At 58.5% G+C, this 15854-nt stretch carries 16 protein-coding genes and 2 pseudogenes; 5 read left to right on the top strand and 13 right to left on the bottom strand.

The genetic code is table 11. The features are described 5' to 3' along the window. The first annotated feature begins 2 nt into the window (after positions 1-2). Positions 3-1238, top strand: a complete 1236-nt coding sequence (locus NT26_RS15040) for a glycosyltransferase family 4 protein (RefSeq protein WP_052639888.1) — start codon at positions 3-5, stop codon at positions 1236-1238. A gap of 34 nt (positions 1239-1272) precedes the next feature. Then, positions 1273-2547, top strand: coding sequence for a lipopolysaccharide biosynthesis protein (locus tag NT26_RS15035; RefSeq protein ID WP_052639886.1), 1275 nt, complete (start codon positions 1273-1275; stop codon positions 2545-2547). An 8-nt stretch (positions 2548-2555) separates the two neighbouring features. Here the strand turns inward: NT26_RS15035 and NT26_RS15030 are convergent, their stop codons facing one another. Beyond that, complete coding sequence (locus NT26_RS15030; protein ID WP_052639884.1) at positions 2556-3362, bottom strand: O-antigen ligase family protein; 807 nt, start codon at positions 3360-3362, stop codon at positions 2556-2558. A gap of 131 nt (positions 3363-3493) precedes the next feature. On the opposite strand from NT26_RS15030, the gene NT26_RS15020 reads away from it, so the two are divergent. Then, positions 3494-4632, top strand: a protein-coding gene (locus NT26_RS15020) for an IS3 family transposase (protein WP_172974136.1) whose coding sequence is annotated in 2 segments (ribosomal slippage) — positions 3494-3752 and positions 3752-4632 — 1140 coding nt in all. Because the reading frame shifts where the segments join, the coding sequence is not laid out codon by codon here. Positions 4633-4649: 17 nt separating this feature from the next. Here the strand turns inward: NT26_RS15020 and NT26_RS22800 are convergent. Together NT26_RS22800 and NT26_RS23155 are read right to left on the bottom strand one after the other, a co-directional pair. Beyond that, positions 4650-5018 carry a hypothetical protein gene (locus NT26_RS22800; RefSeq protein ID WP_052639878.1) on the bottom strand — a complete coding sequence of 123 codons (369 nt, stop codon included), beginning with the start codon at positions 5016-5018 and terminating at the stop codon, positions 4650-4652. Beyond that, positions 5015-5203, bottom strand: a pseudogene (locus NT26_RS23155) (LbetaH domain-containing protein); the annotation flags it as partial. The gene NT26_RS22800 and the pseudogene NT26_RS23155, both read right to left, overlap by 4 nt. A 12-nt stretch (positions 5204-5215) precedes the next feature. Here NT26_RS23155 and NT26_RS23150 point away from each other — a divergent pair. Beyond that, positions 5216-5362 (top strand): hypothetical protein, encoded by a 147-nt coding sequence (locus NT26_RS23150; RefSeq protein ID WP_244467738.1) that lies wholly within the window; start codon positions 5216-5218, stop codon positions 5360-5362. Here NT26_RS23150 and NT26_RS23410 read toward each other — a convergent pair. From NT26_RS23410 to neuB, 8 genes and pseudogenes are all read right to left on the bottom strand, one after another. Continuing rightward, positions 5363-5548: pseudogene (locus NT26_RS23410) on the bottom strand (hypothetical protein); the annotation flags it as partial. It abuts the gene before it with no gap. Next, the gene (locus tag NT26_RS15010) at positions 5548-6942 is read right to left on the bottom strand and encodes a hypothetical protein (protein WP_152338627.1); all 1395 of its coding nucleotides are present in this window, start codon (positions 6940-6942) and stop codon (positions 5548-5550) included. The gene NT26_RS15010 and the pseudogene NT26_RS23410, both read right to left, overlap by 1 nt. After that, positions 6939-8000 (bottom strand): nucleotidyltransferase family protein, encoded by a 1062-nt coding sequence (locus tag NT26_RS15005; protein WP_052639874.1) that lies wholly within the window; start codon positions 7998-8000, stop codon positions 6939-6941. The genes NT26_RS15010 and NT26_RS15005 overlap by 4 nt, the downstream gene beginning before the upstream one ends. Before the next feature lie 37 nt (positions 8001-8037). Further along, positions 8038-8682: an acetyltransferase gene (locus tag NT26_RS15000; protein ID WP_052639872.1), complete on the bottom strand. Its 645-nt coding sequence runs from the start codon at positions 8680-8682 to the stop codon at positions 8038-8040. After that, a complete protein-coding gene (hisH, locus tag NT26_RS14995) occupies positions 8679-9320 on the bottom strand; it encodes an imidazole glycerol phosphate synthase subunit HisH (RefSeq protein ID WP_052639870.1) in 642 nt (213 codons plus the stop codon). The genes NT26_RS15000 and hisH overlap by 4 nt, the downstream gene beginning before the upstream one ends. After that, the gene (gene hisF, locus NT26_RS14990) at positions 9317-10093 is read right to left on the bottom strand and encodes an imidazole glycerol phosphate synthase subunit HisF (RefSeq protein ID WP_052639868.1); all 777 of its coding nucleotides are present in this window, start codon (positions 10091-10093) and stop codon (positions 9317-9319) included. Before hisF ends, hisH begins: the two co-directional genes overlap by 4 nt. A gap of 8 nt (positions 10094-10101) precedes the next feature. Next, positions 10102-11424: an N-acetyl sugar amidotransferase gene (locus tag NT26_RS14985; RefSeq protein ID WP_052639866.1), complete on the bottom strand. Its 1323-nt coding sequence runs from the start codon at positions 11422-11424 to the stop codon at positions 10102-10104. 61 nt (positions 11425-11485) lie between these two features. Beyond that, positions 11486-12517, bottom strand: coding sequence for an N-acetylneuraminate synthase (neuB, locus tag NT26_RS14980; RefSeq protein ID WP_052639864.1), 1032 nt, complete (start codon positions 12515-12517; stop codon positions 11486-11488). Between the two features lie 355 nt (positions 12518-12872). On the opposite strand from neuB, the gene neuC reads away from it, so the two are divergent. Continuing rightward, positions 12873-14078 carry a UDP-N-acetylglucosamine 2-epimerase gene (gene neuC, locus NT26_RS14975; protein WP_052639863.1) on the top strand — a complete coding sequence of 402 codons (1206 nt, stop codon included), beginning with the start codon at positions 12873-12875 and terminating at the stop codon, positions 14076-14078. Here the strand turns inward: neuC and NT26_RS14970 are convergent. Together NT26_RS14970 and NT26_RS14965 are read right to left on the bottom strand one after the other, a co-directional pair. Further along, on the bottom strand, positions 14073-15233 hold the full coding sequence (locus tag NT26_RS14970; protein ID WP_052639861.1) for a DegT/DnrJ/EryC1/StrS family aminotransferase: 1161 nt from the start codon (positions 15231-15233) through the stop codon (positions 14073-14075). The two genes, neuC and NT26_RS14970, sit on opposite strands and share 6 nt — an antisense overlap. Before the next feature lie 59 nt (positions 15234-15292). Next, positions 15293-15853: a sugar transferase gene (locus NT26_RS14965; protein ID WP_052639859.1), complete on the bottom strand. Its 561-nt coding sequence runs from the start codon at positions 15851-15853 to the stop codon at positions 15293-15295. Position 15854 lies beyond the last annotated feature (1 nt).

Genomic DNA, 15854 nt, shown 5'->3' with positions numbered 1-15854 from the left:
CCTTGCGCATTCTCATCCTAACGCAATACTTCTGGCCGGAGAATTTTCGGATCAACGATCTCGCGTCCGACATGATCGCGCGCGGTCACGAGGTCACCATTCTCACCGGCCTACCCAACTACCCGTCGGGTAAGGTGTTTGGAGAGTACAGGTCGAGCCCGCAAGAGTTCGCCCGCTTCAACGGCGCTGAGGTTATCCGTATCCCCATGCTGTCGCGCGGGAAGGGCAGCCTGCGCCTGATAGCGAATTATGCAAGCTTCGTTTTGTCCGGCCTGACCGTCGGCGCCTGGAGGCTGCGTGGCCGCAGGTTCGATTCGATATTTGTCTTTATGATCTCGCCAATCACGGCCGTGCTGCCGGCAATCCTCCAGCGCCGGTTGAAGCGGGCGCCGCTGTTCGTGTGGATCCTCGATCTTTGGCCAGATACGCTGGAGGCGGTTGGCGCTGTGAAGTCGCCGCGCCTGCTGGCGCTGGTTGGCAGACTGGTGAGCTACATCTACCGCCGCACCGACCACATCCTCGTTCAGTCGCGTTCTTTCATGGACAATGTGCGCACCTATGCGGGCAAGGATGCGACGGTGAGCTATTTCCCCGGCTGGGCCGAGCCGATCTTCCAGCAGGGCGCGAAGGAGATTGCCAAAGCGTCGGAAGTCCTCCGGTACGCTGACAGCTTCAACGTGCTTTTTGCCGGCAATGTCGGCGATGCGCAGGATTTCCCCGCAATCCTAGATGCGGCGGAAGCGCTTCGCTCCGACGCGAAGGTGCGTATCCTGGTCGTCGGTGACGGACGGATGAGACCGTGGGTGGAAAACGAGATCGAACGGCGCGGCCTTTCAGACCGCGTGATCCTGCTTGGACGCTTCCCGCTGGAGCGAATGCCCTCCTTCTTCACCACCGCCGACGCGCTGTTGGTCTCGCTCAAGCGCGAAAAGATCTTCGCCATGACCATACCCGGCAAGGTGCAGAGCTATCTTGCCGCCGGTGTGCCGCTTGTGGGCATGCTTGACGGCGAGGGGGCTCGGGTGATCGAGGAGGCAGGCGCCGGTGTGGTTAGCCCGTCGGGGGACGGCGCTGCGCTCGCACGTAACATCGAGGCCTTGGCCGCTATGCCGCCAAAAGATCGCGCCGCCATGGGCGCAAACGCGAGGACCTACGGCCTCGCCGAATTCGACCGCACACAGCTTCTCGATGGTTTGGAGGCGAAGATGCGAAATGCGGGGATGGGCAGCGAAGCGTGAAAATGGCTCGGTTTCCTCAAGAAGATCGTGAACGATGCCGCTGAATCGATCCGCCATCGTTTCGGCGTTCCTTTTCACGGTCGCGAACGGTGCGTTCGGTGCAATACCGCTGATTTTTCTACCTTGGCTAACTCGAGTTTTAAGTCCGACTGAGTATGGTCTCGTGACGATGTTCACCATCGTAAGTCAACTCTTTACGGCTCTCACCGGACTAAGTGTTCAAGGTGCTGTTGGCATACGTTACTTCAAGCGCGATGAAATCGACTTTCCCCGCTACGTGGCCAGTTGCATGGTGGTTTTGATCGGAAGCACGCTGTTCGTGATCGCCCTCGTCCTTGCAACAATGCCGGTTGTGGAGCGCGTCACGATGCTCCCCGCGAAGTGGGTTGTAGCGGCAATCGTTGTGTCGAGCTGCCAGTTCGTGATCCAGATTCAGCTCGCGATCTGGCAGTCCGAGCGGGCCGCGGCCAAGTTTGCATCAATGAGGCTAAGCCAGGTGGGCCTGGACATTGTCGCGTCAGCCTCACTCGTGATTGCACTTAGTTACGCTTGGGAAGGCAGGCCGATGGGGGTGATGATAGCTTCGTTCGTGACTGCGGTTTGGGCGCTGTACCGCTTGAGGACCAATGGGTGGCTAAAGTTTCCGGCAGCGCGCGAGCATGTTGCAGACGCATTACGATTCGGAGTACCGCTTGTTCCCCATGCGCTTGGCGGCATGCTGATTGCCTTGGCGGATCGTCTTATCATTACGAACCTCTTGGGCCTTGCCGAGGCAGGCATATACACAGTTGCCGTCCAGATCGGCCTGGCCGTGCTTCTTATCGCGGACGGAATGAACAGAACGGTCGCCCCATGGATATTTGAGACGTTGAAGGACGATGATCCGACTGCCAAAATACGGATTGTGAGACTCGTTTATGCTTTTTTGGGGATCATGGCTTTGGGAGGTCTTCTCGCGGGCGCGATCGCCTACTACCTTTTGCCTCTCTTTGCCGGTGACGCATTCGGCGAGGCCGCTTCGTTCATGCCGATGATCGCATTGGGGCAGGCGGTCGGCGGCATGTATCTGATGATGTCCAACTTCGTCTTCTATGCCAGCGCCACTGCTCGCCTAGCGAGCGTGACACTCACAGCTGGGCTCTTGAACATCGGCATGTCCTACATGCTGGTGCGCAGCGTTGGCCTGCAAGGCGCGCCATTCGCGTTTCTTGCGGCTCAATTGGTACTGTTCGTAGGCACTTCTGTTCTCGCCATCCGAGTATCCGACCTGCCCTGGCTCAGCCCGCACAAAGTGCGAAAGCGCGTCTGACTTGCCGCTCAAGCGGAATCTATTTGGCAGCTGTTTGCTGGCGTTTCTGGGACGTGGCGCATGCGGCGCCGTAAGCCGGCCCATGCGATCACCACGGAAAAGACGATCGCGATATGAGGATGTCGCAGCAAGTTCTGGAACATGGATCCCGCCAGAATGAAGAGAGCGAGGGGGATCAGCGTATCGGACCACCGCAGTAGGAAAAGCGGTAGAAGGATCAGGGTCATATAGATCGCAAGACCGATCAAGCCTGTCCTGACAACAACTTCAAGGTACGAGTTGTGGAACGAGGCTGCCCCCAGATGGCCAACCCTATAGTCGAGCAAGACGCCGCCTACACCGGTCAAAGGACTCTCAAGCATTAGATCGATGGAACTCCAGAGGATGGCCAACCTGTCCGATATCAAGAGGAGGCGCGCCGCGAATTCGGAGTCGAATGTGCCGGCCAAGAGGATGGTAAGCAGCGCGGCGGCGCCGATAGAAGCGGTGATGACGGCGGCAAGTCGAATTGCGGTGTAGCGCTGCTGACGGAGCATGACGTGCCAGGCAAGGAAGATGGCGACAGCCAGAAATACTGTCCGCGACGTTGTCAAGATAGCGGCCATCAGGCACAGCAAACCGACCAGCCACCTACGCTGGAAGGTCATTGCTGCGATGAAGGCTATGCAAAGCATGGCCGCAAAGAAGTTCGGCCAATCCGGGAAGATGTCCGCACCCCAAAGCCGGAACTCTGGAACTGAGAAGACCAGCATTCCCGCCCACCATGGCAGAAGGAAAACGGATGCAACGATGATCAACGCCGCCTGCACGGCCATCGCGTCGACAAAGCCTTTGAAAAAGCGCCCATAGTTAACGATCGCAAAGAGGTGGCTCGGGAAATCTGCACAGCTAGGATAAGTGGAATTTCTGCCTGACTTCGGCTTAGATGCCGGGAACAGGAGAGACCATGACGAGACGACCCCGCCGGAACCACAGCCCGGCTTTCAAGGCAAAGGTGGCGCTCGCCGCCATTCGAGGTGAGCAGACGCTGGTGGAATTGTCCCAGCAGTTCGACGTGCACGCCAACCAGATCAAACAGTGGAAAGACCAGCTTCTTGAGGGGGCGACAGGCGTTTTCGGCGATGGAACGAGGACGGAACCAGCGGGTCCGACCGTCGACGTCAAAACGCTGCACGCCAAGATCGGCGAACTGACACTGGAGAATGATTTTTTATCCGGTGCGCTCGGCAAGGCGGGATTGCTGGGCGGAAAGAAATGATCGTCCGCGAGCACAAGCTATCCGTGGTGCGCCAGGCGAAGCTTCTCGGCTTCAGCCGTGGCAGCGTCTACTATTCTCCACGTCCGGCGCCTGATGGCGACCTTGCCCTGATGCGGCGGATCGATGAACTGCATCTCGACTACCCGTTCGCGGGAAGTCGGATGTTGCAAGGGCTCTTAAGAGGAGAAGGGCTGGAAGCTGGGCGGCTGCACGTCGCCACGCTGATGAAGAAGATGGGCATTGAGGCGATCTATCGCCGCCCAAACACCTCGAAACCAGCGCCTGGGCACAAAATCTACCCCTATCTTCTGCGCAAGCTGGCGGTCACGAGACCCAACCAGGTCTGGGCGATGGACCTGACATATGTTCCGATGGCGCGGGGCTTCGTCTATCTCTGCGCCGTCGTCGACTGGTTCAGCCGGAAGGTCCTGTCATGGCGGCTGTCGATCACAATGGAAGCAGCCTTCTGCATCGAAGCCGTCGAAGAGGCACTTGCTCGTTATGGCAAGCCCGATATCTTCAATACGGATCAGGGATCGCAGTTCACCTCCATCGACTTCACTGCCGTGCTGAAGAAGGCGGAGATCGCCATCTCGATGGATGGCAAGGGCGCGTGGCGGGACAATGTCTTCGTCGAGCGGCTCTGGCGTTCGATCAAATATGAGGAAGTCTACCTCCATGCCTACAAGACTGTGTCCGAGGCCCGCGTCGGCATTGGCCGATATCTGACCTTTTACAACGCCAGACGCCCACATTCATCCCTTGACCGGCAGACGCCGGATCAGGCCTACTTCAACGCGCTGGCACCAATGATGGTGGCGGCATAATCGAGGCGGAAATCCACTTAGCAAAACGCCCGAAACTGTTCAGACAAACCGAGCCACCTCTCAAGACCGCAGATAAAAAAGAGGTAGAAAAAACTCGTTGTGCTAATCCGGGCGGGGTCGAGCAATTCCCGATAGGGGCTGGAAAGGCTGGACAGAATGGCAATAGCGCACATCAAAATGCCGGCTGCGGCGGCGAAGAGCGCAATATCACTGAGCGGCCTCGTCATCCGCATGAACAGTGCCATAACGCAAATCAAAAGGATAGCGAATGCAAACAAGTAATAGGGTACGGTCGGATAGCTTATAGGAATTGCGGCCAGAACACCCAGCCAGTAAGCGAGGCGATCGTCGCTCGGCGTTCTATCGTGCACGATCACGGTTCTCAAGGCGACCTCGCCAGGGGCCTCTTTAGCCCCAAAAGTGCTTCATGTTGGCGTTGCTGTTCCTCGTCAAATCTATTGCCAAGAGCGCTGGCTGGGTTGCCCGCGACGATACTGTAGGGGGCAACATTCCTCGTTACAACTGAACCCGCTGCTACGATCGCGCCTTGGCCCATCGTGATACCGTTGAGGATAATGGCCCCATGACCGATCCAGCAATTGTCTTCGATCGTGGTTCGGCGCCAATGTTCTCGCGGCGCGGCGAATGTGGCTATTCCTGGGGTGCGAAAGATGTGGTCACCTCCAACAATGGCAACATTGTTTGCCAACATGACATCATTTCCGATTGAAATGTCTCCGTCCAGGTATGAGTAAGCGCCGATATAAACATCTGTTCCAACAGATACGCGGCCTTTGGAGACAAACAATCGCTTGCCTAAACGAACGTTCTCGCCGACCTCACGAAAGTCGTAGATTAGATTAATCTGGAACCATGTGAGCGTTCTTATCGCAAGTCGCTTAAGACGAACTCTCATCACTCCCGCCTCGCTGCACCGTGGGATTTCACCCAGCCTTCGATCGTTGGTGCAAGGGTTTGCAGATCGAAATGTTGATACTCGCCTTCCAGATAGAGCTCAGGGGAGAAGGAGACGTCCTTGAAAACGGCGATGTCCCCCGCGCCGATCAGATCATAGAACGCGGTGGAATTGATCATCAAGAAGAGGCAGCGGCCAAACTCAATATGATTCCACTCTGTAGCAACACTGCAGTCTCTCAATCTTCCGCTTAGGTGCTGAGGGTTCGCATTGGGATGTACCTTCACATATTTGGAGACATGGGCCGGAAGCTTCAGCGCGTCTAAGCGTTCCATGATCTGTTCTTCTACATCGGCTTCCGCCGGCAGCCCCGCACCGCGGAAGTCCTGATGAACGAAAACCACTGACGCGCGGCCGTTCGTCGGAGACGGCGGTTCCGCCAGAACGAAGTTAGCGGTCTGCCGAGGTACGAATTGCGTTTCCGGAGAGCTCCGGCCGTAAAATTCTCGCTGGCTGGCCGTAAGGTACCTGAAGTGACTGTAGGCCGTGCGCGGACAATAAAATCCAACACCATGAGCTGAGTTCACATAGTGCAGGCCGGCCACGCGGAATGCCTGACCTGCGGCTACGGCACCAAGCTCGAACTCGTCGCTCGTGAAGACAGGCCCAGCGCCAGATCGGACGACCTCCGAAGCAAAGTCGACAAACGCGTCGCGTTCGAACTTCGCCATGGCGAGAGCACGGTCGTTTCCCCCGGCAGCAATGAGACCGGCTGCTGAGGAAAGACGATAGGGCAGGCCATCTCGCGTCCAGTCGATCCGCTGGCGCCTCAACTCGTCGAGGAATTCCTTCTGGCGGTGCCGATTGAGCGGAAAGGGGAAAACGCGAACCTGAGCGTTCTTGACCTCACGTGCGTACATCTTCAGCGTCACTTCGACCCACGCGCGAACCACCGCCTTACCCCCGACATAGGGCCTCCGCCTCATCCTATAAAGACGGTGAGCGATCGCTTTTGCTGCTGTTGTCAAGGCTGCCCTTCTGCTGACCAGTTCCGCGTTAAGGCTCTGATTCTCAACGATCGGCATCTGAGGCCGGAAGCGTCTCAAAACGGCACTGATGTTCGGCGCTACCTGCAGTTCCGTGACGGCTTCTGGATCTCTTTCAAAGACGAACAATGCTGCACTCACATCGCGAATAAGGGGCGACTTCAGAGCCAGCAGATTATGTAGCACCGGTTCAACCCCGGGGGAGGTGCATATTGCCTGCGCGTACGCACCTGCCAGATCGTAATGCGCTTGCCGTTGGAAAACGTCTGCGGATAATTCCTCCCGCAGGCTCCAACCATCAACGGAACGGCCATCGGCAAACCGGACGATAACTGAGCGCGCTGTCACGTCGCCGACCTCGGCTCGCTTTCGCCGAACGCATCAATAGCGCGGCTCAGATCGTCTGGCTTTCCGACATCAAGCCAATATTCGTGCAAGGGGAACGCGACCCGGCGGTCGGGGTGGACTTGGTCGAAGAGGGAGGGCATGTCGAAAAAGCGATCGGGCGGGATCAGGTCCAAGATCTCGGGACTGATGACGTAGATGCCGGCGTTGACGAAGAAGTCGAAGACCGGTTTTTCCGAAAAGCCAGTGATGTGGTGTTTTCTCACGTCCACCACGCCGTAAGGCACCTGATATTGGTAGCGGTTAAGGCCCATCGTCGCCAGCGCGGCGTTCTCGTAGTGGAAGGCCAGCATTTGGCCGAAGTTTATTGATGTGAGGATATCGCCGTTCATCACGATCAGCGGCTTTTCCGGCCGCTCCCCCAGCAGCGACAGCGCCCCGGCAGTGCCCATGCGCTTGGTTTCGCGGACATAGTCGATCTGAAGGCCAAACGCCGCGCCGTCGCCAAAATGGCCCTCGATGATTCCGGCGAGATGATTGACACACAGTGACACCTGACGGAAGCCCTGCTCGCGGAAACGCTCCAGAATTCGCTCCAAAATCGGGCGCCCGCCCACCTCAATCATCGGCTTCGGCACCGTCTCAGTGATCGGGCGCAGGCGCGTGCCGAGCCCACCTGCCATGATGACGACCCGGTGCGCGGCGGGATCGGGGAGCTCAATCTGGTCAGCGAGGTGCAGGCCGACCACAACACCCTCTGCGTCCACCACTGGCATCTGGAAGATCATCTCGCGCTTCAGAATGGCGGCGATTTCGGCCATCGGGGTGCCGAGCGGGACGGAGCGAGGATGGCGGTGCATCACGTCGCCGGCGGTGGATTCCAGCGTCGCGCCTCGCAGGATCGCGCGTCGGATGTCCCCATCGGTGATTGTGCCGATCAGGCGGAATTGCTCATCGACGACCAGCGCGATCTGGCCGCCACTCGCCTCGATGCGGGCGACGGCGTCAGCGAGCTTGTGCGTCTCGCTCAAACTGATCGATTTCAGCGTGCTCGTGTCCATTCTGTTCCTGACCTTTTGCGGCCCCGTGTACTTGCCATTAGCGCGCCGGCGTTCCCTTGACCAAGGCTCCGGCTGCTACCCCGCGGACCACCGTTGACCCGGCGGCGACAGTCGCGCCGCGCTCGATGCGCAGGTTCTGCAGGATGACTGCGCCGGCTCCGACGTGGCAACCGTCCTCAAGTAAAATGCCGCCCGACAAGACGGCGCCGGGGGCAACATGGACATGATCGCCGATCCGGCAGTCGTGGTCGATGGAGGCGCGCGTGTTAACGATAACGTTGCGGCCAATTTCGACTCGGGGCTGGATCACAGCACCTGCCATCACGATGGTGCCCTCGCCGATAAGCGCCGACCTGGCAACGATCGCTGACGGGTGAATTGCGGTAAGGGGCGCGAGGCCGGCGGCTTCGCCCGCAATGAAGAGCCGCGTGCGCAGCTCGCCCCCACCCCTAGTTGAGCCGACCGCGACGATGTAATGAGTGAGGAGGCGTGAGGCAACAAGATGCGGAAGATCCGCATCCGTCCCGATGCACGGCAGACCGAGAATAGGTTGCGCAGCGCCCGTTTCGTCGGTGAATCCGGCGATCTCCATATCAGCGGCGGTGCTCACAATTGCCTGCAAGGCATCGATCACGACGACGGCATGCCCGCCACCGCCAATGCAGACGATCCGTCTCGTCATGTCGCGAGGAAGCGTTCGAGGATCCTTTGGCCGGCCCGGCCGCTGCGCTCTGGATGGAACTGCAGCCCGATGATATTGTCCCGACGTATCGCCGCGGTTACCTCAAGCCCGTCATAGTCAACATGCGCGATGCGCTGGGCCGGATCGGCCGGAATGCAATGATAGGAGTGGACGAAGTAGACGGCATCGCCCGTCTCATTCGCGCCTTCGAGCGGCGTTGCCTCCCAGTCCTCGCCGTTCGATGGTAGGAGCGACGCCCAGCCGATATGCGGCACGCGCAGATGCTGGCCTGATGGACTCTGTGGCGCGATGCGCTCGACGGAGCCGGGCACGAAGCCCAGCCCTTCGGTGTTGCCAAACTCGCTGGAGCGGTCCATAAGCACCTGCATGCCAATGCAGATGCCCAAGAATGGGCGCCCGGTAGAAACGAATTCCCGCAGTGCGTCGGAGATTCCCTTGCTGTGAAGTGCGTCCATGGCGCGTGCAAATGCGCCGACGCCCGGCAAGATCAGGCGGTCAGCGTTACGGATGGCCATTAGGTCGCCCGTCAACTCCGCCTCGCTGCCGATGGCGCGCAATGCGTTGCAAACCGAGAAGACGTTTCCGATGCCGTAGTTGACGACGATTGTGCCGCTCATGCCACCTTCTCCAGTCCTACGTGCCGAGTGCTGATGCCCGCTGCGTGGCAGGCATCGCGGAAATCGCCGAGCGTGTGCTTTTCAAGGTGCAGATCACGGGCGACGGCGACGGCACTGACGTCCGGGTTCTTCAGCACGTCGACAACGTGGCGCGGATTGCCTACACCGCCGGATGCGATGACCGGAATGTCGACCTCGCGGGCGATAGCGGAGATCAGTGCCGCATCCATGCCGCGACCGGTTCCGTCTTGGTCGATGGAGGTGACGAGAAGCTCACCCGCGCCAAGCTTTTGACCCTCGACAGCCCAGGCCACTGCGTCGCGGCCCGAATGGTTGCGGCCGTTGTCGGTCATAGCTTCCCAGCCGCCGGTTACCTGCTTCTTCGCCTCGATCGACAGAACGGTGGCCTGCGAGCCGTAGGTATCGGAGATCGCGCGCAAGATGTCAGGATCCTGCGTGGCGGCCGTGTTGACGGCGACCTTGTCGGCACCGACCGACAGCATCTCCCGGACTGCCTCCAAGCTGCGGATGCCACCGCCCACTGTAATCGGGATGAAGACTTCCGAGGCGACTTCGCGCACGATGCCCGAAAGGTTATTCCGGCCATAAAGGCTGGCAACGACGTCCATGTAGAGGAGCTCATCGGCACCTTGCTCGTAGTACAGCTTCGCGCGCTTCTTGGGGTCCCCCACTTTTCGCCAGCCTTCCAGATGTATGCCCTTGATCAGGTGCTCCATCTTCACGTCGAGGCGTGCAATCAGCCTTCTATTCATTATGGGTCTCAGTTTTCCTGGAAGACGGTGCGGCGCAGCTTCCACTCGCCGTTGTCATAGGCCCAAAGATGCGGTGAACGAAACCGGTTGGCGAGGGCGTCGAAGTAGTCGCGATCCATAATAGGATCTTCGAACTGGGCGGAAGCCTCCGGGAACATCTCGGACGGCAGGCTCAGATACTCGAACAGTTCTTCGGCGAAGCGCTCGGGGAACTCGCCGTCATAGCGCTTTACAAGCGCCACGCCTTCCTCGCGCTCGATGTCGCCAGAGCGGATCTCCTGCGCAGCATCGTAGCTGGTGCGACCAATGCCGAACTTCACATGGGTGGTATAATAGTGCAGGTCGTCGATACGGTCGTCAATCGAGTTGTACTTGGAATACGTGCCGGGAGTACGTTCCGGCGAGGCCTCGAAGCCGCCGTGCTCGACGGCGAAGTAATACGCCGCCTGCGGGTGCCACTTCAAATAGTAGCCGAGATAGTGGACCTCGATTCCCTTTTCTTCCAGAATGCGTGGATCAGACGGCATGTATGCGGACAGATCCGCCTTGCGGACGCCGAATTTCGACTGGAGATCGGCGACGGACACGCCGCCCAGATAGGTCTCCTCATCAGAGGCCATCGAGAAATAGTCGTAGTCGCGCTTAGCGCTTTCGTTGTCGGCGATCGGGTTGCCATATTCCGCCTCGTTCTCGCCGTAGAATATCAGCGGGATGCCCATCTTTGCCGCGAAGCCCGGCGCGAAGCCCTTCTGGCCGATGATGAAGGGCTGAAACGGGTGAAACAGGTTTTCCACGGCCAGCCGCGTCATCAGGCGTTTGACGCGGCCATTCGGCGTCATGAGATAGTTGTCGAAGCCGGAGTGAATCCAGCGGTTGAAATTACGCCAGCCCCAGTCGGTGTAAATGTGCGGGGCCCAGGTGCAGGTTAACGGGTTCATGCCAAATTCGTATTTCAGCATCCACGACTGGTAGAACGAATCCTTGCCGCCGGAGCCGGGAACGAGGCAGTCATAGGAGCCGTTGCGTGAGCGGTACCTGTCGCACAGTGCGACCAGTTCGGCGCGGCGGCGATCCCAATCAATCACCGCGTGCTTGCGCTCGGCATTGCGGCAGGCGTCGCAGACGCCCTCATCGTCGAAAGCAATTACGGTCTTCTTACTCTCAGCCGTGTGCTTGTACTCGACCGCCGAATTCGGCCGCTGATTCGAGATCACGCATTTACGGCAAAATTGAACGTGTTGAGGAAGACCATACTTAGTTGCACTCGGTGCCACGTCTGGGCCGTACAGCGACAGGTCGATCGATTCTCTCCGGGGATCGGGATAAATCATACTGGGACCTTCTTGTAGTTTCTCGATTTTAGCGTTGCGCTACTAGCCGCCCACTTCATTGTCAATCCAGCATCGACCAGTCGAGCGGCTCACCCATCTTGACAGAGCGGCTCAGGCGCATCCCGGGCAATCGGGAAAAATCGGCCGGAGAGATGCCTGTTGCAGGGCGCAAGAGAACGCAGTCCTCCATCCCCAGAACTTCTCCCGCCTCAAGGTCTCGTGCCGCTTTCACACCCCGTCTAACGAGTGAACGAGCTTCCAGTTCGGCTGCGCGCGGTACCTTATGGCCGTCGCCCATGATCGCCTCTACCGTTGCAATCGAGTCGATCATTGCCCGTAGCTCGTTCGGCTCCAGGGACGCCGCATGATCCGGCCCCGCCATGGTGCGGTCGAGGGTGACATGTTTTTCAATAACAAGTGCACCGGATGCGACGGCAATCGGCGGTACAAGAATGCCCTGTGTGTGATCTGAATATCCAACCGGAACGCCAAGTTCCGCCGCCATGGTCGCCATTGCACGCAGATTCACGTCGTCCAGCGCTGTTGGGTAGGCACTTGTACAATGAAGAACCACCAGCCGGGGGAGGCCCCCAGGATCCTTGGGCAGATGCGCGGGCATGGCTTCATGTAGGGTCTGCACTGCTGCACGCACCTCACGTAAATCGGCCATCCCGGTCGACAAGATGACAGGCAATCCGCGCCGCGCGCAGTCCTGCAGATAGGGGATGTTCGTCACCTCACCGGAAGGCACCTTGATGCGGCGAATGCCGATGGTGCACAGCAGATCGAGGGAAGCGCTATCGAACGCTGTCGACATAAACTCTATCCCACGATCGGCGCAGTGCGCCGCAATCTTGTGGTGATCCTCATCGCTTAGTTCGAGCTTTTTAAGCATAGTGTGCTGGTCGTCACCCCCGGCGACCTTTTGATAGGCAACCGTCGCGGTGTTGCGCGCGGTGATCGTATCTGCCTTGAAGGTCTGAAACTTTGCTGCCTGCGCGCCTGCCGTTGCAGCCGCATCAACGAGCTTCAAGGCCAAATCAAGACTGCCGTTATGATTGACGCCGATTTCGGCGATCACGAATGTCTTCATCACTCCATCCTTTCCCGGCAGCAAGGCGTTTCACGAAGCTGTTACAGGCACTGCTCTGCGGTGGCAAGCCGGACATCCCATAGTGGCGCACAGGTTCCGATTACCGGCGCGATAGATGTTGCGTATGTGATTTCAGCACCGCCGTTTTCCTGCTTACGCCGTCGCCAAGCACCTTCTGCCAGGGCGGCAGCTAAACTGCCAGCGGAGCGCGCTATGACCCATGGATTACGCTATGTGAGATTTCCTCGACCTGTTGCGTTTAGTTGCTTCTACGGTCAAGAAGGCAGGAATCGAAGGTGTCGGCGCTGTGCCCGCAACCGGTTCAACTTAACCTCCTGTTCATTGCGAGCCGTTCATGGCAGCAAGATGGTATTATAGAAATAACACTCCTCCGCGTAGAGAAGCCATGCGTCGATTACTAATTACAACTGCGGGCCGTTCAGATTATGGGATCTATCATTCGATCCTCAATCGTATCGAGGCGGAGCCAGAGCTCGACTATTCCCTACTCGTCACCGGGCAGCACCTTTCGACAGCCGGTGGTGAGACGGTGCGCGAGATCGAGCGTGACGGTCGACCCATCGCCGCGCGCATTCCTCTTCCGGAAACCATGTCCAACTGCGCCGCCGTCGCTGATGCTATGGCGGCAGCGCTCGCAGGAACAGGCGCACTTCTCGCTAGGGGCGCGTTCGATATCGCAGTGGTGCTTGGCGATCGTTTCGAAATGTTCGCTACGACGGCAGCCTGCGTACCCTTCAACATTCCTATTGCTCATATCCACGGCGGCGAAGTTTCATTCGGCGCGGTCGATGATTCTCTCCGCCATGCCATGACGAAAATGGCGCATCTGCACTTTGTTGCAACTGATGACTACGCGCGCCGTGTTCGGCAAATGGGCGAGGAAGACTGGCGGATAATGGTTTCGGGCGCGCCTGCGCTCGACACGATCATGAATGCAAACCTCCCTGACCGAGCGGCACTCTCTAGTAAATTCGGCATTTCTCTCGACGAGCCGCCTCTGCTCGTGACCTTCCATCCCGTCACTCGACAGTTTGGAGAGGCCGGACACCAAACACGCGCGCTGCTGGCTGCGCTCGAGGCGGTGGATCACCCCGTCGTACTAACCGCGCCTAATGCGGACGTCGAAAGCGACGTCATCCGCATGCTCATGACGGATTTTGTAAGGCGGAGGCCTGGCCGCTCTTGGCTTGTCGAGAGCTTTGGTGCACTGAACTACCTCGCTATGCTGCGCGAGTCACGAGCAATGGTTGGGAACTCATCGAGCGGCTTGATCGAGACACCGGGTTTCCAACTTCCAACTGTCAATATAGGTGATCGCCAAAAGGGGCGCACGCGCGCCGCCAATGTGATCGACTGTGCGGCCGATAAGAACGCCATCGAGGCTGCCATCTATAAGGCCATCGGTCCGGTTTTTCGTGCCTCACTGGCGAGCATGGCCAATCCTTATGGCGACGGGCACGCGGCAGACCGCATCGTTAGCCGGTTGCGAGATATACCTATAGACCATCGGCTGATCGCAAAGAGCTTTGTCGATCTATAGAGCAGACGATTCAAACCATTCGAGCACCGTTTCGATTACCTTATCTTGTTCAGCTCTCGTCAGATGTGTAGAACACGGTAGCGTAACGACTCCCCGCCACAAGGTATCGGTGACCGGCATTTTGGTGCGTGGAGCGGAGGCATAAGGCTTTTGGTCATGCATCGGTTTCCAAAAGGGCCGGGCATCGATACTCTTCTCGCGCAGATAGGCACGCAGAGCTCGGCTTTTCTCGCCTCCATCTTCGCCTTGAAAGGCAAATCCAGAAAACCAGGCTGGACTCGTTGCATATTCCGGATCCGGAAATGGTCCAATGCCATTCAACCCGCGAAAACCTTCTTCGTAGCGAGCTGCGATACGGCGCTTCGCGGCAACGAACTCGTCCAGCCGTTCCATCTGCGCACATCCAACGGCCGCCTGCAGATTTGTCATGCGATAGTTAAAGGCAACAACGTCATGGTCGTAGTCTGTTCCGACGCGACCGGTCGTGGTCAAATGGCGAAAATGCGCCAGAACAGCGTCGGAGTCACCCGCTACTGCACCGCCGCCACCAGCCGTAGTCGTCTTGTTGCCGTTGAAGGAGTACATCGTAAGGTCGGCACCGAGTGCTCCGGATTTTCTACCTTTATATAGCGCGCCAAGCGCAGCAGCGCCGTCGACGACGACCTTCAGGCCGTATTCGCGCGCGGTCGCGAGAATTGGATCCATGTCTGCCGGGATGCCCAGTGTAAATACTGGCACGATTGCGGAGACACGCCGACCCGTCTTGGCGTGGAAAATCTGGCCATCGTGTCGCTGGGTCTCTTCAGCAAGTTCGCGTGACAACAGTGCAGGGTCGAGCGTCCAACTCGCAGGGTCGACGTCAAACAGCCATGGAGTAGCGCCGGTATGCGAAATTGCGTTGGCGGACGCAATGAACGTTAGCGCTGGGCAAATGACAAGATCATCGCGCTGGACGCCGACTGCAATGAGTGCGGCATGAAGAGCAGTCGTGCCTGCCGACGTCGCAACGGCACCTTGTGTCCCTGCAGCCTCCGCGACCATTGTCTCGAAGCGACTGACGAAAGGACCTATGGTGGATACAAAGGTCGAGGAAACGCACTCTGCCAGGTACCTCCCCTCGTTGCCTGAGATATTCGGGACGCAAAGCGGTATCATCTGTCTTCCTCGGAGAGTTCTTGTCTTATCAGCCTAGGTCGTCCTGAGGGGGCCGTAAATTAGCCCATGCGTACCCGGTCGCCGCTGCCAGCGCGCCGGAAAACCGTGCAGTAGATCAAGTGTAGATCACCAAGGAATGACCGGTTGGCGAGATATTCAGCGTCCTTATCGGCGAGCCGGACAGGATCTGACATGTCGATGTTGTTCACTTGCGCCAAGCCGGTGATTCCCGGCAACAATGCCAGCACACCTCGCTGCCGACGCTCCTCGATCAGTTCTGCCTGCGTCGGGAGGCATGGCCGCGGACCCACGAAGCTCATCTCACCACGGATGATGTTCCACAACTGCGGAAGCTCGTCCAATTTGCTTCTACGCAATAACGCGCCGACACGTGTGATGTGCGCACCGCTTGCGTGATGGGTTGGTACGTTGGGCGCATTCACAGTCATGGTGCGCAACTTGTAGCAACGGAATAGCCGCCCATCCAGTCCGACACGTTCCTGTGAAAAGATCACCGGACCTTCCGACTCTCGCCGGATCAAAACCGCGAGGACTGCAATCACGGGCGCTGCAAAAATGAGACCGATTAGTGCGCTCGAGAGATCAAACACCTTCTTCATT

Source organism: Pseudorhizobium banfieldiae (assembly GCF_000967425.1).
In the GTDB taxonomy this organism is placed as follows: domain Bacteria; phylum Pseudomonadota; class Alphaproteobacteria; order Rhizobiales; family Rhizobiaceae; genus Neorhizobium; species Neorhizobium banfieldiae.
Note: the sequence above shows the minus strand (reverse complement) of the source record. Positions and strands in the feature narration are given on the sequence as shown.